Here is a 24,036-nt window from a genome sequence, read left to right on the forward strand (position 1 = left end):
CGCGTTCACCGACAAGAGCTCGCCAGACAACGAAGGAAAGAGCCTATGAAAATCACGATGATCGGCGCCGGCTATGTGGGCCTCGTTTCCGGTGTGTGTTTTGCGGATTTCGGTCATGACGTCGTTTGCCTCGACAAGGATGAGAGCAAGATCGACGCGCTGATGCAGGGGCGAATCCCGATCTTCGAACCCGGCCTCGACCAGCTGGTCGCCAGCAACGTCGCCTCGGGCCGGCTGTCGTTCACCACCGATCTCGTTGCCGCCGTCGCCGACAGCGACGTGATTTTCATCGCGGTCGGCACCCCTTCCCGCCGCGGCGACGGTCATGCGGACCTGTCCTATGTGTATGCGGCGGCCCGCGAGATCGCCGCCAATCTCCAGGGCTTCACCGTCATCGTCACCAAGTCCACCGTTCCGGTCGGCACGGGCGACGAGGTCGAGCGCATCATTCGCGAGACCAATCCCGGCGCCGATTTCGCCGTCGTCTCCAATCCGGAATTCCTGCGCGAGGGGGCGGCGATCGAGGACTTCAAGCGGCCTGACCGCATCGTCATCGGCGTTGCCGGCGATGACGAGCGGGCGCGCGACGTCATGACCGAGGTTTACCGGCCGCTCTATCTCAACCAGTCGCCGCTCGTCTTCACGTCGCGCCGCACCTCCGAGCTGATCAAGTATGCCGGCAATGCCTTCCTGGCGATGAAGATCACCTTCATCAACGAGATGGCCGATCTCTGCGAAAAGGTCGGCGCCAATGTCCAGGACGTCGCCCGCGGCATCGGCCTCGACGGCCGCATCGGCTCGAAGTTCCTGCATGCCGGCCCCGGCTACGGCGGCTCGTGCTTCCCGAAGGACACGCTGGCCCTGGTCAAGACCGCCCAGGACCATGACGCGCCCGTGCGCCTCGTCGAGACCACGGTTGCGATCAACGACAACCGCAAGCGGGCGATGGGGCGCAAGGTGATCGCGGCGGCCGGCGGCGACGTGCGCGGCCACAAGATCGCGATCCTCGGCCTCACCTTCAAGCCGAACACCGACGACATGCGCGACAGCCCGGCGATCGCCATCGTGCAGACGCTGCAGGATGCCGGCGCCCACATTGTCGGCTACGACCCGGAAGGCATGGAGAACGCCAAGAAGATCATCGACGGTATCGATTACGCCGGCGATCCCTACGAGGCGGCCAACGAGGCCGATGCGCTGGTGATCGTTACGGAATGGAACGAGTTTCGGGCGCTGGACTTCCGCCGCCTGAAAGCGGCGATGAAGAAGCCTGTGCTCGTCGACCTCAGGAACATCTACCGCCAGGACGAGGTCGCCAAGCACGGCTTTGCCTATTCCAGTATCGGCCGGCCCCTCTGAGGGGTCCCAACCGGCGAGAGGCCGCGCACGGTACGGCGCGGCCGGCTATGCTTTTGGAACCGGCAGCGGCGGCAGAGCTTCCCAACTCTTGCCCGCAAGGATGACGCAGCTGCGGCCGTTGACGTCGGTGACGATCAGTGTCCAGCTGCCGTTGTCGGCTGCGTAGACTTCCATGATCGCCTGAGGATTGATGAGCGCCGTCGCGGCTGGTTTCTCTCGATATTGTCGCGCCAGAAACTCGATCACCTCGGATCGGTTAGCGCAATTTATGGGCGCTTGCGAAACTGCCGGAACCGGGCGCGCCGTCACACCTGCCGCCAGAAGAGCGGCCAGCGCGAAGCCGCGGATCACCTTGCGTACCATCACGCAACTCCTTTCACCGGATGCCCGGCGGAGGAGGAGTTTCCGCTGACCTTTTCCGCCGTCGATCCGGCTGCTCGATCGGCACATTGCTCACAAAATGCACGTGCCACGATGAAGAGAGTATGGCGGAAAGCCGATATTATTACAATTATCTAAATTATAGACTGTCCCTCGGGGCGCCGGAGCGCCCCGATAGAGGCGCTGCTATTTGCGCTTCATCGCTTCCATCAAGGCCGCCCCAAAGGCGCCTTGCGATGGCGCTTGCGGCTTCTGCTGACGCACGGGCGCGCCGCGGTTGCCGCCGTTCGGTGCACTTCCACGCGCCTCACGGCCAGACTCGGCGCCGCCGTCCTTTCGCATCGTCAAGCCGATGCGCTTGCGGGCAACGTCCACCTCGGTGACGCGGACGGTCACGACGTCTCCGGCTTTCACCACTTCGTGCGGATCCTTGATGAAGCGGTCCGCCAGTTGCGACACGTGAACAAGCCCGTCCTGGTGCACGCCGATATCGATGAAGGCGCCAAAGGCCGCAACGTTGGTAACGGTGCCCTCGAGCTGCATGCCGACCTTCAGGTCCTTGATGTCGTCGACACCCTCGGCGAAGGTCGCCGTCTTAAAGCTCGGGCGCGGGTCACGGCCCGGCTTTTCAAGTTCGGCCAGGATGTCCTTGACGGTCGGCAGGCCGAACCGTTCGTCCACGAAGGTCCTCGGATCGAGCTTCTTCAATGCAGCGCTGTCGCCCATCAGCGCGCGCACGTCGCGGCCGCAGGCTGCAACGATCTTCTTGGCAACGCCATAGGCTTCCGGATGCACCGAGGAGGCGTCGAGCGGCTCCTTGCCGTTCGGGATACGCAGGAAGCCCGCGCACTGTTCGAAGGTGCGCGCGCCGAGCCGCGGCACCTTCAACAGCTCCTTGCGGCTTTCAAACGGCCCGGTCGCGTCGCGATGCGCCACGATCGCCTCGGCCGAGGACTTGCCGAGACCGGAAACACGGGCGAGCAGTGGGGCAGACGCCGTGTTGACGTCGACGCCGACGGCATTCACCGCATCTTCCACCACCGCATCGAGCGAGCGGCTGAGCTTCGACTGGTCGACATCGTGCTGGTATTGGCCGACGCCGATCGATTTCGGCTCGATCTTCACGAGTTCGGCCAGCGGATCCTGCAGGCGACGGGCGATTGAAACGGCACCGCGCAGAGAAACGTCGAGGCCGGGGAACTCCAGGGCGGCGGTTTCGGAGGCCGAGTAAACCGATGCTCCGGCCTCGGAGACGATGACCTTGGTCGGCTTCGGCGCAGGCAGTTGCTGCAGCATGTCGGCAACCAGCTTTTCGGTCTCGCGGCTACCCGTGCCGTTGCCGATCGCGATCAGTTCCACCTTGTGCTTGCGGATCAGCGAGGCGAGCTCGGCCTGCGTTCCGCGAATGTCGTTTTTCGGCGGGAACGGGTAGACGGTCGTCGTTTCGAGGAGTTTGCCGGTGCCGTCGACCACGGCGACCTTGACGCCGGTGCGGATGCCCGGATCAAGCCCCATCGTCGCCCGCGATCCCGCGGGTGCGGCAAGCAGCAGGTCCTTGAGGTTGCGGGCAAAGACGTGGATCGCCTCCTCCTCGGCGCGCTCGCGCAGTTCGCGCATCAGGTCGAGCGACAGCGACATGGAGAGCTTCACGCGCCAGGTCCAGCCGATCATCTCGGCCAGCCATTTGTCACCCGGCAGATGAGCGCCGACATTGTAGGCGGCGGCGATCATGCGCTCGACCGGCTTGACCGGCGAGGTATCGTCCTGATCGACGACGATGTCGACGGAAAGCACCTCCTCGTTCCAACCGCGCAGCATCGCCAGCGCCCGGTGGCTGGGCGTCGTCGCCCAACGCTCGGAGTGGTCGAAGTAGTCCGAGAACTTGGCGCCGGCTTCCTGTTTGCCCTCGACCACCTTTGCGCGCAGGAAGGCGGCGCCCTTCATGTGGTTGCGCAGGCGGCCAAGCAAGTCGGCGTTTTCGGTCATGCCTTCGGCAATGATGTCGCGGGCACCATCGAGCGCCGCCTTCACATCGACGACCTCGGCGGACAGGAAGGCGGTTGCGCGATCGGCCGGCGCCATGGAGCGATCGGCAAGGATCGCTTCGGCCAGCGGTCCGAGGCCACGCTCGCGGGCGATCTCCGCCTTGGTGCGGCGCTTCGGCTTATAGGGCAGATAGATGTCTTCGAGCTCGGCTTTGGTTTCGACGGCGGCGATCTTGGCTTCGAGTTCGTCGGTCAGCTTGCCCTGCCCGCGGATCGATTCGAGGATCGACGCCCGGCGTGCCTCGAGTTCGCGCAAGTAGGTCAGCCGCTCCGACAGCACACGCAGTTGCGTATCGTCGAGCCCGCCGGTCACTTCCTTGCGGTAACGCGCGATGAACGGCACCGTTGCCCCCTCGTCCAGCAACTCGACAGCGGCGGTAACCTGAGAAGCTGTTGCCTTGATTTCGCTGGCGATGATGGCGGCGATAGGTTTTGCGGGGCTGGCCATGGGGAGTTCCGTCTTTCCTGCAGCGCTTCGAAGCGCTGCACGTTTTGTCCCTGGATCGCAGCCGATCCAGGGAAACAGGCAGTTCGTTTGGTTCGCGACCATAAAGGCGCAGAGCTTCCAGGCCAAGTGAAGGCCTTCGGAGGAAATCCGGAACTCCACAGAAGATCGGAACCCCTGGCCCCCTGTGGGGCCGCGGAGATGGCCTTGGATCAGACCGCGATTGCAGCCGGCTCGATATGTTCTTCCGGCGGCGCTTCATCCCAATTGTTGACCGGTTCGAGTGGCGGCCGGCGTTTCTCGAACTCGATCAATTGCCGCTCCCGCTCCTCGATGTAACCGCGGGAGACCGGCACGGCATCGAGAGAAGGCGAAAGCTGGAGCTGGAAGACGAAGTGCTTGTCGTAGAGGAAGGCCGTTTCGGAAGCCGCCAGATAGAATTCCCACATGCGGAAGAAGCGTTCGTCATAGAGCCGCACCGCCTCTTCGCGGCGGGCGACAAACCGCTCCCGCCAGGCGCGCAAGGTCCAGGCATAGTGCATCGGCAGGATCTCGATATCCTTCACCAGGAGCCGCATCCGCTCGACCGATGGCAGAACCTCGGAAAGAGCGGGAATGTAACCGCCGGGGAAGATGTATTTCTCGATCCATGGATTGGTTGCCCAGGGCTTGTAGACCTGGCCGATCGAATGCAGCAGCATGACACCTTCAGGCTTCAGCAACTCCTTCATCTTGCTGAAGAAATTTCCGTAATTGCCGATGCCGACATGCTCGAACATACCAACGGAGACGATGCGATCGAACTGCCGGTCCTGCATGGTGCGGTAGTCCTGCAGTTCGAAGCGGACGCGATCGGAAAGCCCGCGCCGGGCGGCGCGATCACGGGACACCTTGAGCTGCTCCTCGCTGAGCGTGATGCCGGTGACCTCCACCCCGGAGGATTCGGCCAGGTACATGGCCATTCCGCCCCAGCCAGAACCGACTTCCAGCACTTTCTGCCCCGGCTCCAGCAGAAGCTTCGCGGCGATATGCCGTTTCTTGGCAAGCTGGGCCGCATCGAGCGAGATGCCCCGCGGCTGGAAATAGGCGCAGGAATATTGCCAATCCTCATCGAGGAACAGGTTGAAGAGCTTGCGGTCGAGATCGTAATGATGCGCAACATTGTGCCGGTTGCGGTTGACAGGCATGCGGCTGCGCACCTGCTGGCGCAAGACATGCTGCAGGGCCGTCAGCGTGTTCGCAAAGGTTGCCGCATTCTCCAGCCCATTGTCCTTGACGATCGAAAGCACGTCGAAGATGTCACCTCTTTCGATGACGACGCGCCCGTCCATGTACATCTCACCGAAGCGAAGGCCCGGGTCCCGGACGATCGCTTTCTCCGCCTCTGCATCGACGATGCGGATCGATGCCGGTTTTCCGGTGCCGTCACCCAGAATGACCTGTTCGCCGGAAGAAAAAGTCACCGTCAGGTTGCCGTTGCGCACTAGGCGACGAAGCAAAGTCAACAATGCTGCATTCATATCCCACCCCTACCAGACCTACAGACGTGTCCTGGTGCATGAGAGATGCGAAGGGTCGGCTCGTTCGGGGCTTCGAGGAGATGCGCCGGCGCGCATTGGGAACAGACGCGGCGCGTCCCGAAGCGGCGAGAACCGGCTCGGGCGTGGCCTCACGGCATCCAGCGGGCGCGTCAGGCTCCTCGTGCTTGCGTCGCCGGATATTCGTCAGGCCAGCCGCCATCGGGCTCCTATCCATCAGAACTTCCATTAATCTAGGAAGCTTCAATCGATTGGCAATGGGCTCTTTGTGGCCCCTCATAGATTTGGTTCCTTAGCAATTGCTGAGGAACAGCCTAGCCACCAATGATCCCTCGGCCCCCCAGGCGAGCACGGTCATGCGGGCGATCGAAGTCCAGGATTGGGCCAGCGGCAACAATACGGGTCGGATTGATGTGGGCAATGCCGTAGTAACCGCGCTTGATGTGATCGAAGCGCACGCTCTCGCGGATGCCCGGCCATTGATAGATTTCGCGCAAGTAGTTCGACAACGCCGGGTAGTCTTCGATCCGACGGATGTTGCATTTGAAGGCGCCGTGATAGGCCGCATCGAAGCGCACCAGGGTGACGAACAGGCGGATGTCGGCCTCGGTCAGGTACTCGCCGGCGAGGTACCGGTTGGCCGCAAGGTGCGCATCAAGCCCGTCGAGCATGCCGAACAGGCTCGCCACCGCCTCATCATAGGCTTCCTGCGTCTTCGCAAAGCCGCACCGGTAGACGCCGTTGTTGACCCGTTCGTAGATCGGGCCGTTCCAGCGATCGATCTCGCTGCGCAGCGCCTCCGGATAGAAATCGAGCCGGTTGCCGGTCAGGTGATCGAAGGCTGCGTTCAGGATACGGATGATGTCTGCGGACTCGTTGTTGACGATCCGCCCCTCCTGCATATCCCAGAGAACCGGAACAGAGACCTTGCCGGTATAGGTCGGGTCGCTCGCCACATAGAGTTCATGATGAAAGCGGATCTTGCCGACGCGCTCGCCGGCATCGACGGGCTCGTCATAGGTCCAGCCATCCTCGCCGAGAACCGGGTTGGCCACCGTAAGCCCGATGATCTGCTGCAATCCCTTGAGGTTTCTGAAAGCGATCGTGCGCGAGGCCCAGGGGCAGAGATAGGAAACGAACAGGCGGTAGCGCCCAGCCTCGGCCGGCAGAGCCGGCTGGCCATTCGGGCCCGGGCTTCCGTCTGGCGTGATCCAGCGGTGAAAGCGCGTCGGTTCCCGGTGAAATGCGCCGCCCTTCATCTCGCTCGCCGCAACGTCGCCCTTGACCCATTTCCCCTCGACAAGCTGCGGCATTTCTTCTCTCCGGATCGCAAAAAATCAGCGATAGCTACGTCTCACAGGGCCTGGCTAAGGGTCAATCGCGCGCGCGGGTGACACATTGTTCGCAATCCGCGACACGCACGCGATACGTGCACGATCATCGTTGCGCCACATTATCGAGTAATCCCGACTTCAAGAGGAGAATCGGGATGAAGAAGGCCCTTGCCGCTATTGCGCTGTTTGCCGCCATTGTCTGGCTGATGAACACGTCGCTGTTTGTCACGCCGCCGCCGGGCGCGGCGAACCTGCTCGCACACCGAGGCGTCCATCAGACCTATCCAAAAACGAATGTCGGCAACGACACCTGCACGGCAACGATCATCGACACGCCGCGGCATCCCTATCTTGAAAACACGATCACCTCGATGCAGGCGGCCTTCGACGCCGGGGCTGACGTCGTCGAACTCGACGTGCATCTGACGCCGGACAAGCAATTCGCCGTATTCCACGACTGGACGCTCGATTGCCGGACCGAAGCCAAGGGCGTGACCGAAGAGACGCCGATGACGACGCTGAAGGGTCTCGATATCGGCTACGGCTATACGGCCGATGGCGGCAAGACGTTCCCCTTCCGCGGCAAGGGTGTCGGCCAGATGCCGACGCTGGACGAGGTCTTGACTTCCCTGCCCGACCGCAAGTTCCTCATCAACTTCAAGAGCCGGCGCGCCGAAGAAGGCGCGGCACTTGCAACGCTGATCGAAGCGCAGCCGCAATGGCGAGAGGCTGTGTTCGGAGTCTATGGCGGCGAGGAGCCGACGCGTGAGACGCTGAAGCAACTGGACGGCACGCGCGGCTATGACCGGACGTCGACGATGGCGTGCCTCACCCGGTATCTCGGTTACGGCTGGATGGGTCTCATGCCGGAGGCCTGCAAGAACACTCTCGTCGTCGTACCCGGCAACTATGCGCACTTCCTGTGGGGTTGGCCCGATCGCTTCTCCGAACGCATGAAAGCGGCCGGAAGCGAGATCATCCTGCTCGGCCCCTATCACGGCGGCGACTTCACCGCCGGGATCGATACGATGCAGGATCTGGAATTGGTCCCGCCGGGGTTTTCCGGCTACATCTGGACCAACCGGATCGAGGTGATTGGACCGGCACTGGGAAAGCGCCGGATCGCCGGCCGCTGAAAGAACTGTCGCACTATCCAGCGCGCCGCTTGCCGCTCGCCGGCATCGATCCTATGACTTCGAAAACAATCGTCCGGACCCGTCAGCAACGGCCGGCCCGTCTCGACTTCGCAGGAGGCAAGCTCATGGACGTCACGATCTACCACAATCCCGCCTGTGGCACCTCGCGCAATACGATGGCGATAATCCGCAACGCCGGCATAGAACCGACCGTGGTCGAGTATCTGCAGGCGCCGCCATCGCGGCAGGAACTCGAAAAGATGATCGCCGATGCCGGCCTGACGGTTCGTGACGTGATCCGCGAGAAAGGCACGCCTTATGGGGAACTCGGGCTCGCCGACCCCGCACTCAGCGACGATCGCCTGCTCGACGCGATGATGGAGCATCCGATCCTCATCAACCGTCCCTTCGTGGTGACGCCGATCGGCACGCGGCTTTGCCGCCCGTCCGAACTGGTGCTCGACATTCTGCCTGATACGCACAAGGGTCCGTTCTCGAAGGAGGACGGGGAGCCGGTTCTCGATGCAGAGGGAAAGCGGATTTCAGGCGCGTGATCTCGCTTTCGGCGGCCACTGTACAAGGCCTTGCTTCGGAATCGATTTAAGGACTTATGCCGCCGATCTGAACTGTCGCGGCAGCCTGCGTGCATCTCGACAGGCGTATGCCGCCACAATGCGGCGCCCGTCCTGTGCAGGCGCCAACGTCGTATTGCAGCGGGCCAGTGCGGCCAGGCCTATCGCGGAAATTCGAGGCCCATTTCGCGGAAGCGCTCGGGGTCGTCGCCCCAGTTCTCGCGCACCTTGACGAACAGGAAGAGGTGCACCGGCTGCTCGAGGATCTCGGAGATCTCCTTGCGCGATGCCGTCGAGATCGCCTTGATCGCGTCGCCACCCTTGCCGAGCGCGATCTTCTTCTGGCTTTCGCGCTCGACATAGATCACCTGTTCGATGCGCACCGAGCCATCCTTGCGCTCTTCCCACTTCTCGGTTTCGACATGCGAGGAATAGGGAAGCTCCTGGTGCAGCCGCAGGAACAGCTTTTCTCGGGTGATTTCGGCTGCAAGCTGGCGCATCGGCAGATCGGAAATCTGATCTTCCGGATAATACCAGGGGCCCTCGGGCAGAGCGGCCGCGAGATAGTCCATCATGTCGTCGCAGCCGGAACCGTTGAGCGCCGAGATCATGAAGGTGCGGTCGAACTTGATCGTCTCGTTGGCGGCGGCCGCCAGCTTCAAGAGGTCTTCGGGGCGCACCTGGTCGATCTTGTTCAGCACGAGGATCTTCGGCTGGTGCACTTCCTTGAGCCCCTCGAGGATCGTTTCCGCATCGCCCTTCAAGCCGCGTTCGCTATCGATCAGGAACATGATCACGTCCGCATCCTTGGCGCCGCCCCAGGCGGTGGTCACCATGGCACGGTCGAGCCGGCGGCGCGGCTTGAAGATGCCGGGCGTGTCCATGAAGACGATCTGGGCGTTGTCGTGGATGGCGATGCCGCGCACGATGGCGCGCGTCGTCTGGACCTTGTGGCTGACGATCGACACCTTGGCACCGACGAGGCGGTTGACCAGAGTCGACTTGCCTGCGTTGGTCGCGCCGATCAGCGCCACGAAACCCGAGCGGGTCGGCGCGCCCTCGGCGGCCGTATCTTTATCCATATCCGTCATTTTTTCCGTCAATTTCCGGCGGGGTTTTTCCGCCACACGCCTTCGCGTTCCAGCAATTTCATCGCGGCCACCTGCTCGGCGCCGCGCTTGGACCTATCGATCCCGGTCTCCGGCGCGATCCCCGAAATCTCCACGGTTACCGTGAAGCGGGGATCGTGGTCCGGGCCGGAACGATCGTCCGTCCTGTAAGTCGGCGCGATGCCGAACTTGGCATGCGCCCATTCCTGCAATTCGGTCTTCGCATCGCGGCGGGCACCGTCGGCGCGGACTGCCCTGTCTTTCCAATGGCGCAGCACGAAGCCGCGGGCAGCTTCAAGGCCGCCATCGAGATAGATGGCGGCGATGAGCGACTCTACCACATCGGCCCGCACATTCATCATCGCCTTGCCGGTAATCTTCTTGACGTCGGAGCCGGTGCGAATGAACTGGTGCAGTTCCATATCGTCGGCAACCTTGGCGCAGCTTTCGGCGCTGACGAGCTGGTTCAGCCGTACCGAGAGCTCGCCTTCGTTTGCGTCGCGAAACGTCTGGAACAGAAGCTCGGCAACGCAGAGCCCCAGCACCCGGTCTCCCAGGAACTCCAGGCGCTGATAGTTGGAGCCCTTGGCGCTACGGGCGCTGGAATGGGTGAGCGCCCGGTCCAGGCGCTCCTTCTCCGCGAACTGATAGCCAATCACGGTCTCGAGCTTTGCCCGGTCCTCCGCGCTCAGCGACCGCGACTTCATTATTCGACCGCCTTGAACAGACGATCGTAACGCAGGTTCGCCGGCCACTTCCAGATTTCGCGGAACGAGGTGTCGTTGCCGAGCGAGAAGAAGATCATGCTGGCGCGGCCAACCAGGTTCTCGGCCGGCACGAAGCCGACGTCGAAGCGGCTGTCGGCCGAGTTGTCGCGGTTGTCGCCCATCATGAAGTAGTGGCCTTCGGGCACGATGAATTCGCGGGTATTGTCGCCGCGCGAGTCCGGGAACTGGTCGAGCGTGTCGTAGGATACGCCGTTGTCCATGCTTTCGCGATAGACCGGGACGTCTCCGCCCGTGTCGTACTGGTCGTCGGCGCGGAACGCACCGTCCGGCACGCGATCGACCGGCTTGTCGTTGATGTAGAGGATGCTATTGCGCACCTGGACGCGATCACCCGGAAGACCGACGAGGCGCTTGATATAGTCGATGTCGGGGTTCGGCGGGAAGCGGAAGACGACGATATCACCGCGCTTCGGCTCGCTTGCGAAGATGCGGCCGGAGAAGAGATCGGGCGAGAGCGGCAGCGAATACTTGGAGAAGCCGTAGGCGAACTTGTTGACGAAGATGTAGTCGCCGACGAGCAGCGTCGGCATCATCGAGCCCGAGGGAATGGTGAAGGGCTGAAAGAGCACCGTACGGATGACGACCGCCAGGAGCAGCGCCTGGATAACGACCTTCACGTTTTCCCAGAGGCCGCTCTGCTTCGCTTCTGTCTTTTCTGCCACGCTTTTGTCTTCCTTTATCATGGCACGCCCTCACCGGGGCTTGCTCTCAACTTTCTTCTGCAGTTCTGATCCCACCTTCAAACTGCGTACAATGCGGTCTCATATGCTGCAGACTGCCTGCCCTTCAATCGCCCTGGACCGGGTTTTCCAGCGGAATGCTCTAAACCGTTCCCTCAACCGGGGCAACGGGCAGCGCCTCGATAATCACGAAGGCCTGCGCCAGAGGAAAATCGTCGGTGATCGTCACGTGAATGGCCGCCCGGTGATGGGGCGGCAGCATCTGCACCAAACGCTCCGCCGCACCGCCAGTGAGGTTCATGGTCGGCTTGCCGCCGGGCAAATTGATGACGCCCATGTCCTTCCAGAAGACGCCCTGCGCCAGCCCCGTGCCCAGCGCCTTCGAACAGGCTTCCTTGGCCGCGAACCGCTTGGCGTAGGACGCAGCCCTGTTCTTCCGGCCTTCGGACTTGGCGATCTCGACATCGGTGAAACAGCGCTGCACGAAACGCTCGCCGAAACGGGAAAGCGAATTTTCGATCCGCCTGATATCAATCAGGTCGCTGCCTATGCCTATGATCATGAGAAGGGTCCGAAGTCTTTGGCGCGTGCCGGGCGTCGCTTCTGAAAAATGCGAGCCGCATGGTAAGCCGCAATATAGGAAGTCAGCGCGCCAGCAGCGGCCAGCGGCAGGGAACCGATGAGCATCGGCTTGACCACCGGTCCCCAAAGGGCGGAAAGGTCGAGGTGCTCGACCATACGCATGACGTCGGCACTGCTGGCGGCATGGGCGCTTTCCACGCCCAAAAGCGCGATACCGAGCTCATAGGACGCCGTCAGGATCATCGGGATCGTCACCGGATTGGCGAGCGCGGTGGTGATCGCGGCGGCAACCAGGTTGCCCGAGAAGACGAAGGCCAGGGCGACGGCTATGACGACGTGCAGGCCGAAGAACGGCGTGAATGACGATGCCACGCCAGCAGCCACGCCGACAGCGACGGAATGCGGCGTCGAAGCGAGCCGCAGGATACGCAGGGCGATATAGCGCGGGCCACGCCGAAAGCCCTTGCGTGGCCAAAGGAGCGCGCGGAGCCTTTCGGAAATCGTGACCGGTTTTCTACGTCTGAATAACATTCTGCCGTCATGACCGCATCTTGGATGCCGTGGCCCGGCACAAGACGGCGCGTCCGCCTGTTTGCTGGCGGCAAGATAGGCGTCATGCCCGTTGCTTGCAACCCGCCGGCGCGCCGCGCACGTGTCGCAGGCGAGCCATTCATCGAACGCATAGCTTCAGCATCCCGCCCACGAGACGGGACGCGATCGACTTAGTAGTAGCGGAACAGGCCGCGGTCGATCTGACGCTGACGGTATTCGAGATCGATACGATCGACCGAATTGTTGAGATAGGCGAGCTCGCGCTCTTCCTGAGTGGGGACGCGCAGTGCGCGGGTGATCTTCTTCAACTGATTGAACATGGCAAACCTCTTTGTTTACCTCCCGAGACAGAAGATAGTTTAGAGGCCCCTTTCCCACCAGTTCCAGGAAAAGGCGGCAGCCATGCGCCTGCAGCATGCCTTGCCGTTTTGCCATGCATCTCATGCCTGTTTTCGAGGCATCCATGTGCAGAACTGCCCAGCAGCGGGCACGGCAGCGTTGCGGGCAGCCGTGTCGATCGGCTCACTCGAAGAGGCGTTTCACCATCGACACGCTCGGCAGTTCCTTGAGCTGCGCGATCAGGTGGTTGAGCTGACGCAGATCCCAGACTTCGAGGTCGAACTGCAGCTCGCTGAAGTCCGCCGCCACGCGGCCCATCGACAGTGAGCGGATATTGACGTCGCTGGTCGCGATCGCCTGCGCCACCTCAGCCAGCGTTCCGGGCTCGTTCAGGGCGCTGATCGCAATCCGCGCCATGAAGCGGCTGCTATTGGCCTCATCCAGATCCCAGCGCACATCGATCCAGCGCTCCGGTTCGTCGTCGAATTTCTGCAGGATGGGCGACTGGATCGGATAGATGGTGATGCCCTTGTCCTTCTCCATGATGCCTACGATGCGATCGCCGGGAATGGCACCTGCGGGGCTGAAATGCACTTCGGCATTGCCGGAAAGGCCTCGAATTGGAAGCGCTTCCGGCCCTTCGACCTGGGCCGCGCCGTTCGCATCCTTGCCGCGCCCCGGCAGCTTGAACACCATGCCGGCGGCGCTGCGCATGTTGAACCAGCCATCGTCGGCGCTCGGCTTCACCGTCACGCGCTCGTCCTGATGGTCCGGGAACACGGCGCGCAGGACATCGAGAGAAGAAAGCTCGCCGCGACCGACAGCGGCGATCGCGTCCTCGACTTCCTTCTGACCGAGACGGTGCAGCGCCGGCTTCAGCGCTTCTCGCGAAAACGTCTTGTTGGCGCGCTCGAAGGTGCGCTCGAGAATGCGATAGCCGAGCCCGGCATATTGTTTGCGAATGGCGGCCCGCGTCGCGCGGCGGATCGCCGAACGCGCCTTGCCGGTCACGACGATCTCTTCCCATGCTGGCGGCGGCACCTGGATGCCCGAGCGGATGATCTCCACCTCGTCGCCATTGTTGAGGCGGGTGACCAGCGGCATGATGCGGCCGTTGATCTTGGCGCCGACGCAGGTATCGCCAATGTTGGTATGCACGGCGTAGGCGAAGTCGATCGGCGTCGCGCCGCGCGGCAGCGCGATGAGCTGTCCCTTGGGGGTGAAGCAGAATACCTGATCCTGGAACAGTTCGAGCTTGGTGTGCTCGAGGAATTCTTCGGGATTATCACCCTCCGCGAGGGATTCGATCGTGCGCCGCAGCCAGGAATAGGCGTTCGAGGTCGGCGACAGGGCGGTATCGTTCGAGTTCCCCTCCCCGTCCTTGTAGAGCGAATGGGCCGCGATGCCGTATTCGGCGATGTCGTTCATCCGCCGCGTGCGGATCTGCAGCTCGATGCGCTGGCGCGACGGACCGACGATCGTCGTGTGGATCGACTGGTAGTCGTTCTGCTTGGGCGTCGAGATATAGTCCTTGAACCGGCCTGGAACGACACGCCAGCGGGTGTGGACGATGCCGAGCGCCCGGTAGCAGGACGGGATGTCATCGACAATGATGCGGAAACCCCAGACGTCGGAAAGCTGCTCGAACGACAGCGACTTCGACTGCATCTTGCGGAACACCGAATAGGGCTTCTTCTGGCGCCCCTTGACCTGCGCAGCCTTCAGGCCCTCAGCCTGAAGGAGTTCCCGCAGTTCGTCCTCGATCTTCTTGATCAGACCTTCGTTGCGCTGGGAAAGCTCCTCCAGTCGCCGGGTGACCGTCTCGAAAGCCTCTGGATTGATGTGGCGGAACGAGAGATTTTCGAGTTCCTCGCGCATGTCCTGCATACCCATGCGGCCGGCGAGCGGCGCATAGATATCCATGGTTTCCTCGGAGATGCGGGCCCGCTTTTCCGCCGACATGTGGTCGAGCGTGCGCATGTTGTGCAGCCGATCGGCAAGCTTCACCAACAAAACGCGCACGTCATCCGAAATGGCCAGCAGCAGCTTGCGCAGGTTCTCGGCCTGCTTGGCCTTCTTGGTGACGAGATCGAGCTTCTTGATCTTCGTCAGCCCCTCGACGAGCGCACCGATGTCTTCGCCGAAGAGATCGTCGATCTCCTGGCGGGTTGCGGTCGTGTCTTCGATGGTATCGTGGAGCAGCGCGACCGCGATCGTCGACTCGTCGAGCCGCATTTCCGTCAGGATGGCCGCCACTTCCAAGGGATGAGAGATATAGGGATCGCCGCTTGCCCGCTTCTGCTGGCCATGCTTCTGCATCGCATAGACGTAGGCCTTGTTCAGCAAGGCTTCATTGGCGTCGGGCTTGTATTTTTGCACGCGCTCTACGAGCTCGTATTGGCGCATCATTCGCTGGCGGTCCTCTAGAGCGGGGTGATTTCAGGTCGGATCGACCTAAAATCATAAACGTGATCGTTTCTCACACGCCAGAGCGGAATGCGGGCGGAAAACCGCGGACACTTTCTTCATCCCGCTCTGGAAGAAATCAATAAAAAAGTGCGCCAATCATACGAGTGGCGCACTGCTTTGAAAACACGCGGGAACGGGCGTTCCGCGAAGGATCTCAGTAGTCGTCGCTCTTTTCCGGCGGCACGAGACCTTCGATGCCGGCCAACAGTTCCTCTTCCGACATGCGGTCGAACGTGATCGCTTCCGGCTGATCCTCATCTTCGGCAACCTCGGCGAACGTGGTCTCCGATTCCGACTGAAGCAGCGAAGCCGGATCGGGCTCGGGCTCGTCCACTTCAACATGCTTCTGCAGCGAGTGGATCAGATCTTCCTTGAGGTCGTCGGGAGAAAGCGTTTCATCGGCGATCTCGCGCAGCGCAACGACAGGGTTCTTGTCGTTGTCGCGGTCGATGGTGATGGCGGCACCCTGAGAGATCAGGCGCGCGCGGTGGCTGGCAAGCAGAACGAGTTCGAAACGGTTATCGACCTTGTCGATGCAATCTTCGACGGTGACGCGGGCCATTGCCTGTCCTTTTGGGCTCGAAGCGCGGCGGCATGGCCGCTGCACGGATTGACGACACGAAACCGGAAACAGCCGTCTAGCGACGGCCTCGTCGGCTCCGATTTCTGGAATTAGCCGTCCGGATACAATCAAAACAAGGCAAGTTCAAGTTTTTCCTTCAAGTGACGCTCACGTAACGTCACACTTCGTGATAAAATGCGATCCAAATGGGCTGGAAAACCTTACTCGCAAACACCTGGTTGCATTATAGGCCGCAACGCCAAAACGCCTGGTAGAAAAGGCATTCCAGGGATGTGGACGATCTATAGCAACTGCTAAAACTAGCTATATTCGCGAGCGCCCTGCTGGAATAATGCAATGCCTAGCCTACATTATTTGCAATATCAGCAATTATTAATGTAAACGACTTATTTTGCGTATCGGCCGGCAGCGGGCATTTGATGCGCCGGCATTGAAAAGGAAAGACGATGTTTGATCCCCGCGAAAAGATCGCACTTTTTATCGACGGCGCAAATCTCTACGCGGCATCGAAGAGCCTCGGCTTCGACATCGACTATCGCAAGCTGCTGAAAGCCTTTCAAAAACGCGGCTATCTGCTCCGCGCCTACTACTACACAGCGCTCATCGAAGATCAGGAATATTCTTCAATTCGCCCGCTGATCGACTGGCTAGACTACAACGGTTACAAGGTCGTGACGAAGCCGGCCAAGGAATTCACCGACTCGCTCGGTCGCCGGAAGATCAAAGGCAATATGGACATCGAACTCGCGATCGATGCAATGGAGCAGTCCGAGACCGTCGATCACCTCGTCATCTTCTCCGGTGACGGCGACTTCACCACGCTCGTCGAAGCGCTGCAGCGCAAGGGCCGCAAGGTCTCGGTCGTCTCGACGATGTCGACCCAGCCGCCGATGATCGCCGACGACCTGCGGCGCCAGGCGGACCACTTCATCGACCTCGCGACGCTGCGGGCGGAGATCGGCCGCGAGCCTTCCGAACGTACCCCGCGGCATACGGCCGAACCGGTGGCCGACCCCGTCGAAATCTAAAACGGCGACAATCAGCGAAACGCTTTCAAGCTAGAGCTCGAAGGGCGGTGCAACACTTTGGGCAGGCGATAGCGGTGCGTGTCGCGCGAGCCTCGAACTCTATCGGCCAAGAACCTTCGGTCTGGTCTTGTTCGTTGGGCATGACCGGTGGCGACCTAGCGGACGAGGGATCGCTCAGCCACGGTCCTTCAGCAGGCGGCTTTTCTGGCGGTTCCAATCGCGCTCTTTCGAGCTCTCGCGCTTGTCGTGAAGCTTCTTGCCCTTGCCGAGCGCCAGCTCGAGCTTGGCCCGGCCGCGCTCGTTGAAATAGATGCGCAGCGGGATCAGCGACATGCCTTCGCGGTTGACCGCGCCCTGCAGACGATTGACCTCGCGCTTCGACAGAAGCAGCTTCCGCCGCCGCCGCGTTTCATGGTTGAAGCGGTTCGCCTGAAGATACTCCGGCAGATAGGAGTTGATCAGCCAGATCTCGCCGCCTTCGTCTGTCGCATAGGATTCAGCAATGTTGGCCTTGCCCTCGCGCAACGACTTGACCTCGGTGCCGGTCAGAACCAGACCGGCCTCGTAGGTGTCGACGATCTCGTAGTTGAAGCGGGCCTTTCGGTTTTCCGCCACGACTTTCTTGACCGTGCGCTGGCTTCCTTTGGGTGCCATCAGTTCATCAATCCTGCATGCCTCAGTGCCGCGTCGATCGCTGCCTCGGTTGCCGGCTCCAGCGTCGACAACAGCGGCGAGCGCACAGTGCGGCTCATCCGGCCAAGGCGGTTCAGAGCATATTTCGCACCGCAGAGACCCGGCTCCATGAAGATCGCCTTGTGCAGCGGCATCAGCTTATCCTGGTAGGCGAGCGCCTTGGCGAATTCGCCGGCAAGCGTTGCCTCCTGGAACTCGGCGCAAAGGCGTGGAGCCACGTTGGCCGTGACCGAGATGCAGCCGACACCACCATGGGCGTTGAAGCCGAGTGCAGTCGCGTCCTCACCGGAAAGCTGTACGAACTCCGGGCCGCAGGCCATGCGCTGCTCGGATACGCGCTCGATCTTGCCGGTCGCATCCTTGACGCCGATGATGTTCGCATAGGCCTTGCTGAGCGCCGCCATCGTCTCGACGCTCATATCCACGACCGAACGGCCGGGAATGTTGTAGATGACGATCGGCAGCTTCACGCTCTCGGCGATCGCCGCATAATGCGCGAAGAGGCCCTTCTGCGTCGGCTTGTTGTAATAGGGCGTGACAACGAGGATCGCGTCGGCACCGGCCTTTTCGGCATGCTGGGCAAGCTCGATCGCTTCCGTCGTGTTGTTGGAGCCGGCGCCGGCGATCACCGGCACCCGCTTGGCGGCCGCCTCGATGCAGAGTTCGACGACTTTCTTGTGCTCGTCATGGGAAAGGGTCGGAGACTCGCCGGTGGTGCCGACCGGCACGAGACCATGGCTGCCTTCTTTTATCTGCCATTCCACATGCGCGACGAAACCATCCACATCCACCGCGCCGGTCGCGGTGAACGGTGTTACGAGAGCGGGAATGGAACCCTTGAACATGCACAACTCCTGACGGCACAAAGGTGCAAAATGCACTCATGCTTTGGCCGTAATCGACGGTTAAAAAACTGCCGCACCATAATCATGTGAGGGGGCTGCGGCAAGCGTCGTGACACGGCATTTCACGCCGGTTTTCGTGCAAAAGCTTGACGTTCGGCCCGCATAATGGTCCCGCTCAGCCACAGGCTTGGGCGACAAGGTACGATTGCCATGATCAATATTGGCCGCTAGTCTTGCCTCAGACAATCCGGCGGCAGTTGAATGTGAGACACGGGGAACACAGCCTCTTGATGCGCGGATCAATTTTCCTGCCCGTCGCCGCCATCATCGGCGCTGCGCTGCTCACATCGCCAGCGCTTGGTTCCGAGACGCCGGGACGAATACCGGTCCCGACGCATAGACCCGACAAATCTGGCAAGGCTGCTCAAATTGCTGTCGACGAGACCACCAATGCCATTCCGGCAATCGCCGCGCCGATCGACAGCGATCTGAAGGCGGGACTCGACGCCCTCTCTAACCGGCAGCCCGCGGCCGCGATTGCCGTGCGCAACGCCATGAGCCGCGACGCGCTCGACCGTCACATCCTGACCTGGGCGATTGCCGTTTCCGGCCAGCGCGGCATTCCCTCCTATGAGATTGCCGATGCCCAGCGCGAACTACAGGGTTGGCCCGGCTTGAAATCCCTGCGCGCCAATTCGGAGCGGGCGCTCTATCGCGAAAACCCGCCGGCACCCGACGTCCTCGCCGCCTTTGGCGACACGCAGCCCGAGACAACCGAGGGAACCCTCATCCTTGCTCGCGCGCTCGTCGCCCGGGGACAAACGGATGCGGCGGCGAAATGGTTGCGCGGAATTTGGCAACGGGACGCGCTCGACAAGGACATGGAGACCCGGATCCTCACAGAGTTTTCCGGCCTGTTGACGCCCACCGATCACCAGCGACGCATGGCCATGCTACTCTACCGCAACCGTGTCGAACAAGCCGAACGGTTTGGTGACCTCGGCAAGGCCCAGTCGCTCTATCGCGCTTGGGCAGCTGTCAGCCGCGGCAGTGACAAGGCAGAGGCACTGATCGCGGCGGTCGACCCTTCCTGGCGCAAGGATCCCGCCTATCTTTTCATTCAGATCGAGCTCCTGCGCAAACAGAAGAAATACGAGGAAGCAGCCAAGTTGCTTGCCCGTATGCCGAAGGACAGAGGGGCGCTCATCAACCCCGGCGAATGGTGGGTCGAACAACGCGTGGTCAGCCGGGGCCTGCTTGACGCGGGTGACTTCAAGGGCGCCTACCGGATCGCAGCCGGTCATCTGGCAACGGATGCGACCGATATCGTCGATGCCGAATTCCATGCGGGCTGGTATGCGCTTCGCGGCATGGAAGATCCGGCGATCGCCGCTCGCCATTTTCGCCGTATCCTCGAGGTCTCCAACCGCCCGCTTTCCGCTTCGCGCGCCTGGTACTGGCTGGGCCGATCGGCCGAGGCGGGCGGACCGGGCAATGCCAGCGAGTGCTTCGCCAATGCGGCACGCTACACCGGAACATTCTATGGGCAACTGGCCGCCGCCCGACTTGGCCGCAAGACCCTGAACGTCACCTACCCCGCTCCGACGGCAGATGATCAAACAAGATTTGAAAATCGTGAAGCGGTGCGTGCAATCACCCGGCTTGAAGGCGCCGGCCACGCCTGGCGCGCCGACAGTATCTACCGTGCGCTTGCCGAGGAACTGAGCAGTCCCGGCGAACTCGCGCTGCTTTCGGCGCGGGCAGAGAAGGCCCGCAACCATCAGCTTTCGCTCCAGATCGGCAAGATTGCATTCGGACGTGGCATCGATGTCGCCGCCCTCGCCTTCCCGGTCGGCGTGATCCCTTCGACCGCCAATATCGACGGCTCCGGCAAGGCGCTGGCCTATGCCATCGCGCGACAGGAAAGCGCCTTCAACCCTGCAGCCATCTCGACGGCCAATGCCCGCGGCCTGCTGCAACTGATGCCGGGAACCGCCAAGAGCGTCGCCAGCCGCTATGGCCTTGCCTATTCGCAGGATAAGCTGACCAGCGACGCCGGCTACAACGCCACGCTTGGCGCCCACTATCTCGGGGAACAGATCAGCAGCTTCGCCGGCTCCTACATCCTGACCTTCATTGCCTACAACGCCGGTCCGCGCCGGGTTCCGGAATGGCTCGGCCGCTACGGTGATCCGCGCGGCAAGCCGATCGACGAAGTCGTCGACTGGATCGAGCGCATCCCCTTCCAGGAGACGCGGAACTATGTGCAGCGGGTCATGGAGAACTATCAGGTTTACAAGTCGAGGCTCGGCCAGACGGCCGACATCGTCGAAGATCTGAGAATGGGGCGGCAATAGTTTGAGTTCAGATGCCGCGATCAAGCAATTGTGATAGACGCTGCCGGCACAAACGACGATTTCAGCCATTTCCTTCCTGAAGGTCCGATCTTTCCTGAAGGAAAATGGTGAGCGCGATGAAGACATTGACAATGATTGCCCTGTCGTTGGCGACGGCGATGAGCAGTGTCCCGCCAGCCGAAGCCTTCCCCACCGCTCCGCAGGTTGCCTCTCAGTCGACCGACGTCCAGAAGGTGCAGTTCCCATACGAGCGCGGCGAGGCGCGCAAGAATCGCCCCAGTTGCCCGTTCCCCTATTGCGAACGCGGCGGCCGGCGCGGCTATTATCGTGATTGGGATCGACACGGATACTATCGGGACGGCTATTATCGCGACCGTTATCGCCGATACTATCGCCACCACGATAATGATTTCGGCGCATTTTTCGGTGGTCTCGCCGCGGGTGCGATCGTCGGCGGTTTGTTGAGTCAGCCGAGATATTATAACGGTGGCAGCGCCCATACGCGCTGGTGCTACGCACGCTATCGGTCCTATCGAGCCTGGGACAATACCTATCAGCCCTATGGCGGCCCAAGGCGTCAGTGCTATTCGCCCTACTGACGAGTTAAGATGCGTGGCGGCCAGCCATTCGTTCTGCAAGACTACGATTTTGCTGCTGAAGTATCAGCGTGAATCGCGGCGCTAACTCGCTTGGACTGGCGACTGCCTGGCTTAGCGGCGCTGGCCAGGGAAGTTCATCTCTCCGATGCTACCGCTTGCCCTTTCCCCTTCAACGACTACGATCGCGTCTATAGCCGCACGTCCAATCAGACGCGCAAAGGTCGCTGTAGCGCTTTGAATTGCTGCATGTTTCCTTAAATCGGATACGATTTAAGGAAACATGCAGTTGGTTTGAATGGAGACCGAGGATGGATCAGGGCGTGTTTCGCGAGCACCGCTTCCGCGGCACCGGCGGCTTGCAGCTCTCAGCACGAACCTACGGCCCCGAGCCTCGGTCGTCAACGGCGACACCAATCGTCTGCCTGCCGGGGCTTACCCGTAACAGCCGCGATTTTCACGAGCTTGCCACCTTTCTCGCTTCCTCGCCGGGGGGCGGGCATCCCGTGGTCTCCCTTGACTATCGCGGGCGCGGGAACTCGGAGCGCGACGGCGACAAGAGCCGTTACGCGATTGCAGTCGAAACCGCCGACGTCGTCACCGCCTGCGCGCATTTCACCATTGATAAAGCCATATTCATCGGCACCTCCCGCGGAGGACTGATCGTGCACCACCTGATCGGCCTTGCCTCCGGCTTGGTCGCGGGCGTCGTCCTCAACGACATCGGACCGGTGGTCGACATTGGCGGGTTGCTGGTCATCCGAGACTATCTCAATCAAGCAACCGGACCGACAACTTGGGCGGCGGCGCCCGACCGTCTGAAGGCCCTGCACGGAGACGATTTCCCTGCCCTTCGCGAATCCGATTGGCAGCAGATGGCAAGGGCGATCTATCGGGACGAAGGCGGCGTGCCTGTCGCCGATTTTGACCCGGCAATCGCACAGCAATTGCTGGGCCTGACGGCTGAAACGCCGTTACCCGATCTCTGGCCCCAATTCGATACCATGGCGGAGATCCCGCTCATGGCTATCAGGGGTGAGCACTCACGGCTTCTCTCGCAAGCGACGGTTCGGGAAATGAAAAAACGGCATCCGGAAATGGTAGAATTCACCGCGCTAGGCCAAGGGCATGCGCCATTGCTGCATCTCGATGGCCCTCGGGAAGCGATTTCCGCCTTTCTCGACGGCATTTGCGTCGGCGCCAACCGCGCTCGACCTAACCGGCGCCCCGGCACGCGCTGACGATCGATTTTCATGACATTGGCGTGCATCCGTTGGAGATCCGCCGAGGATTGACGGAGACGACCACCCAATTGCGACGCTTCGAGAAAACGAAAAAACCCGGCTCGAAAGCCGGGTTTCTCTCTTCTGACCGAGGTCAGACGATCTTAGAAGTCGCGCTGCAGGCGGACGAAGCCGAATACCTGGTCGTCAGCGTTGTCAGCATCTTCGTACTGAACCGAAACGCGGGTCGCGAGGCCTTCGGTGATCTTGTAGTCAACCGTTACACCAGCGCGCCATGCATCGTCGTTGCCGAAGTCAAGAAGCGAGGTCTGCAGGCCGTCAAAGTACTGAACGCCGGGGGTGATAGCGAGCTTTTCGGTAGCGTTCCAGCGATACGAAGCTGCAACGGACCACTCGGAAGCGTTCCAGTAGGTGTTCGGGTTGGAAGCCCAGATACCAGCAACCTGGAAGACGCCCGGGCCGAGGTCAGCCGAGAGCAGAGCGCGGAGCGCGCCTTCTTCCCATTCGGTGTCGTAGCCGCCGAGCAGGTCGAAGGAAACACCGCCGACCGAAGCCGAAACGATACCGGAGATGCCGACGCCGTTAGCCTTGGTGGACCAGCCTTCGAGCTCGTCAACCGAGATACCGGCCTGGAACGAACCGCCGTCATAGAGGTAGGCGATCGAGTTGAACTCGGTGACGTTGCCGAGCGAGTCGGTTTCGCCGTTCAGGCCCTTATCCCACCAGTTGTAGAAGAAACCGGCCTTGAGGCCACCGAGCTGGATGTAGGCTTCGTCAACGTCGATGAAGTCGCTGTCGCCCGAGTCGGTGTCGTTGTCGGCGTTGAACTCAGCAGCGAAGAAACCGGTGAGCGTGCCGTACTCGGTGTCGCTCTTGGCATCGAACGAGATGTAAGCGCGCGAGAAGGCATCCCAGTCCGAAGTGGACTGATCGTCTACACCGTTGTCGTCGAAGTCGAAGTCACGCTGGTCGTAACGGCTGGTCGAAGCACCATCACCAAACGACGTCTGGAAACGGATGAAGCCGCCGATCTTGAGGCAGGTTTCGGTGCCCGGGATGTAGAAGTAGCCGGTGCCGAAAGCGTCGCAAACGCGAACGTATTCCATGGGCTCCGGCTCGGCTGCGACGATTGCGTCGGCTGCCTGGGCGCCGGAGACTGCTGCGAGAGCAGCAGCGGAGCCGAGAAGAAGGCTCTTGATGTTCATTTCTGACCTCCAGTCAAAAGTTTCAAACGGGTCTGGGTATTTTGCTGAAGGACAGCTTTCCCTGCCCCATCCCCAACGTTCAAGAAGTCGGACGATCAACCGCCCTTGCTTCCGGAGTTGAAAATACAAGACCGGATCATCGGCGCAACGTCCAAC

General features: G+C 61.5%; 22 protein-coding genes. 7 read left to right on the top strand and 15 right to left on the bottom strand.

Annotation, left to right across the window (positions count from 1 at the left end):
- The first annotated feature begins 45 nt into the window (after window positions 1–45).
- Window positions 46–1,359: a UDP-glucose 6-dehydrogenase gene (gene rkpK / locus AC0C6X_RS11205; protein ID WP_173516010.1), complete on the top strand. Its 1,314-nt coding sequence runs from the start codon at window positions 46–48 to the stop codon at window positions 1,357–1,359.
- 45 nt (window positions 1,360–1,404) lie between these two features.
- Here the strand turns inward: rkpK and AC0C6X_RS11210 are convergent, their stop codons facing one another.
- The 4 genes from AC0C6X_RS11210 to AC0C6X_RS11225 all read right to left on the bottom strand — a co-directional run bounded on the left by AC0C6X_RS11210 (window position 1,405) and on the right by AC0C6X_RS11225 (window position 7,081).
- Complete coding sequence (locus tag AC0C6X_RS11210; RefSeq protein ID WP_173516009.1) at window positions 1,405–1,722, bottom strand: hypothetical protein; 318 nt, start codon at window positions 1,720–1,722, stop codon at window positions 1,405–1,407.
- A gap of 204 nt (window positions 1,723–1,926) precedes the next feature.
- A complete protein-coding gene (locus tag AC0C6X_RS11215) occupies window positions 1,927–4,233 on the bottom strand; it encodes a Tex family protein (protein ID WP_173516008.1) in 2,307 nt (768 codons plus the stop codon).
- A gap of 209 nt (window positions 4,234–4,442) precedes the next feature.
- Window positions 4,443–5,750, bottom strand: coding sequence for an SAM-dependent methyltransferase (locus AC0C6X_RS11220; RefSeq protein WP_173516007.1), 1,308 nt, complete (start codon window positions 5,748–5,750; stop codon window positions 4,443–4,445).
- A 332-nt stretch (window positions 5,751–6,082) separates the two neighbouring features.
- A complete protein-coding gene (locus tag AC0C6X_RS11225; protein WP_472953110.1) occupies window positions 6,083–7,081 on the bottom strand; it encodes a glutathione S-transferase family protein in 999 nt (332 codons plus the stop codon).
- A gap of 176 nt (window positions 7,082–7,257) precedes the next feature.
- Between AC0C6X_RS11225 and AC0C6X_RS11230 the strand changes: the two genes are divergently transcribed.
- Entirely contained in the window at window positions 7,258–8,238 is a 981-nt protein-coding gene (locus tag AC0C6X_RS11230) for a glycerophosphodiester phosphodiesterase family protein (RefSeq protein ID WP_173516005.1), read from the top strand.
- A 125-nt stretch (window positions 8,239–8,363) separates the two neighbouring features.
- Complete coding sequence (gene arsC / locus AC0C6X_RS11235) at window positions 8,364–8,792, top strand: arsenate reductase (glutaredoxin) (RefSeq protein WP_173516004.1); 429 nt, start codon at window positions 8,364–8,366, stop codon at window positions 8,790–8,792.
- Window positions 8,793–8,971: 179 nt separating this feature from the next.
- Here arsC and era read toward each other — a convergent pair whose 3' ends face one another.
- The 8 genes from era to rpoZ all read right to left on the bottom strand — a co-directional run bounded on the left by era (window position 8,972) and on the right by rpoZ (window position 15,891).
- On the bottom strand, window positions 8,972–9,901 hold the full coding sequence (era, locus tag AC0C6X_RS11240; protein WP_173516003.1) for a GTPase Era: 930 nt from the start codon (window positions 9,899–9,901) through the stop codon (window positions 8,972–8,974).
- Between the two features lie 8 nt (window positions 9,902–9,909).
- On the bottom strand, window positions 9,910–10,626 hold the full coding sequence (gene rnc, locus AC0C6X_RS11245) for a ribonuclease III (protein WP_173516002.1): 717 nt from the start codon (window positions 10,624–10,626) through the stop codon (window positions 9,910–9,912).
- A complete protein-coding gene (gene lepB, locus AC0C6X_RS11250) occupies window positions 10,626–11,369 on the bottom strand; it encodes a signal peptidase I (protein WP_173516001.1) in 744 nt (247 codons plus the stop codon). Before lepB ends, rnc begins: the two co-directional genes overlap by 1 nt.
- A gap of 160 nt (window positions 11,370–11,529) precedes the next feature.
- Entirely contained in the window at window positions 11,530–11,949 is a 420-nt protein-coding gene (gene acpS, locus AC0C6X_RS11255) for a holo-ACP synthase (protein ID WP_173516000.1), read from the bottom strand.
- Entirely contained in the window at window positions 11,946–12,500 is a 555-nt protein-coding gene (locus tag AC0C6X_RS11260; protein ID WP_173515999.1) for a DUF2062 domain-containing protein, read from the bottom strand. The genes acpS and AC0C6X_RS11260 overlap by 4 nt, the downstream gene beginning before the upstream one ends.
- 191 nt (window positions 12,501–12,691) lie before the next feature.
- Complete coding sequence (locus tag AC0C6X_RS11265; protein WP_173515998.1) at window positions 12,692–12,841, bottom strand: DUF3563 family protein; 150 nt, start codon at window positions 12,839–12,841, stop codon at window positions 12,692–12,694.
- A 202-nt stretch (window positions 12,842–13,043) separates the two neighbouring features.
- A complete protein-coding gene (locus tag AC0C6X_RS11270; RefSeq protein WP_173515997.1) occupies window positions 13,044–15,269 on the bottom strand; it encodes a RelA/SpoT family protein in 2,226 nt (741 codons plus the stop codon).
- 214 nt (window positions 15,270–15,483) lie between these two features.
- Window positions 15,484–15,891 carry a DNA-directed RNA polymerase subunit omega gene (gene rpoZ, locus AC0C6X_RS11275; protein WP_173515996.1) on the bottom strand — a complete coding sequence of 136 codons (408 nt, stop codon included), beginning with the start codon at window positions 15,889–15,891 and terminating at the stop codon, window positions 15,484–15,486.
- A gap of 467 nt (window positions 15,892–16,358) precedes the next feature.
- Here rpoZ and AC0C6X_RS11280 point away from each other — a divergent pair, with 467 nt between their 5' ends.
- A complete protein-coding gene (locus AC0C6X_RS11280; protein WP_057252816.1) occupies window positions 16,359–16,940 on the top strand; it encodes a LabA-like NYN domain-containing protein in 582 nt (193 codons plus the stop codon).
- 174 nt (window positions 16,941–17,114) lie between these two features.
- Here AC0C6X_RS11280 and smpB read toward each other — a convergent pair whose 3' ends face one another.
- Together smpB and dapA are read right to left on the bottom strand one after the other, a co-directional pair.
- Entirely contained in the window at window positions 17,115–17,594 is a 480-nt protein-coding gene (gene smpB / locus AC0C6X_RS11285) for an SsrA-binding protein SmpB (RefSeq protein WP_173515995.1), read from the bottom strand.
- Window positions 17,594–18,478 (bottom strand): 4-hydroxy-tetrahydrodipicolinate synthase, encoded by an 885-nt coding sequence (dapA, locus tag AC0C6X_RS11290; protein ID WP_247957890.1) that lies wholly within the window; start codon window positions 18,476–18,478, stop codon window positions 17,594–17,596. Before dapA ends, smpB begins: the two co-directional genes overlap by 1 nt.
- Window positions 18,479–18,768: 290 nt before the next feature.
- Between dapA and AC0C6X_RS11295 the strand changes: the two genes are divergently transcribed.
- From AC0C6X_RS11295 to AC0C6X_RS11305, 3 genes are all read left to right on the top strand, one after another.
- A complete protein-coding gene (locus tag AC0C6X_RS11295) occupies window positions 18,769–20,835 on the top strand; it encodes a lytic transglycosylase domain-containing protein (protein WP_472953121.1) in 2,067 nt (688 codons plus the stop codon).
- 116 nt (window positions 20,836–20,951) lie between these two features.
- Window positions 20,952–21,434, top strand: coding sequence for a BA14K family protein (locus tag AC0C6X_RS11300; protein ID WP_173515992.1), 483 nt, complete (start codon window positions 20,952–20,954; stop codon window positions 21,432–21,434).
- A 308-nt stretch (window positions 21,435–21,742) separates the two neighbouring features.
- Window positions 21,743–22,672 (top strand): alpha/beta fold hydrolase, encoded by a 930-nt coding sequence (locus AC0C6X_RS11305; RefSeq protein ID WP_472953124.1) that lies wholly within the window; start codon window positions 21,743–21,745, stop codon window positions 22,670–22,672.
- A gap of 146 nt (window positions 22,673–22,818) precedes the next feature.
- Here the strand turns inward: AC0C6X_RS11305 and AC0C6X_RS11310 are convergent, their stop codons facing one another.
- A complete protein-coding gene (locus tag AC0C6X_RS11310) occupies window positions 22,819–23,880 on the bottom strand; it encodes a porin (RefSeq protein ID WP_472953126.1) in 1,062 nt (353 codons plus the stop codon).
- Window positions 23,881–24,036 lie beyond the last annotated feature (156 nt).

It is taken from the genome of Ensifer sp. VA4 (assembly GCF_055710065.1).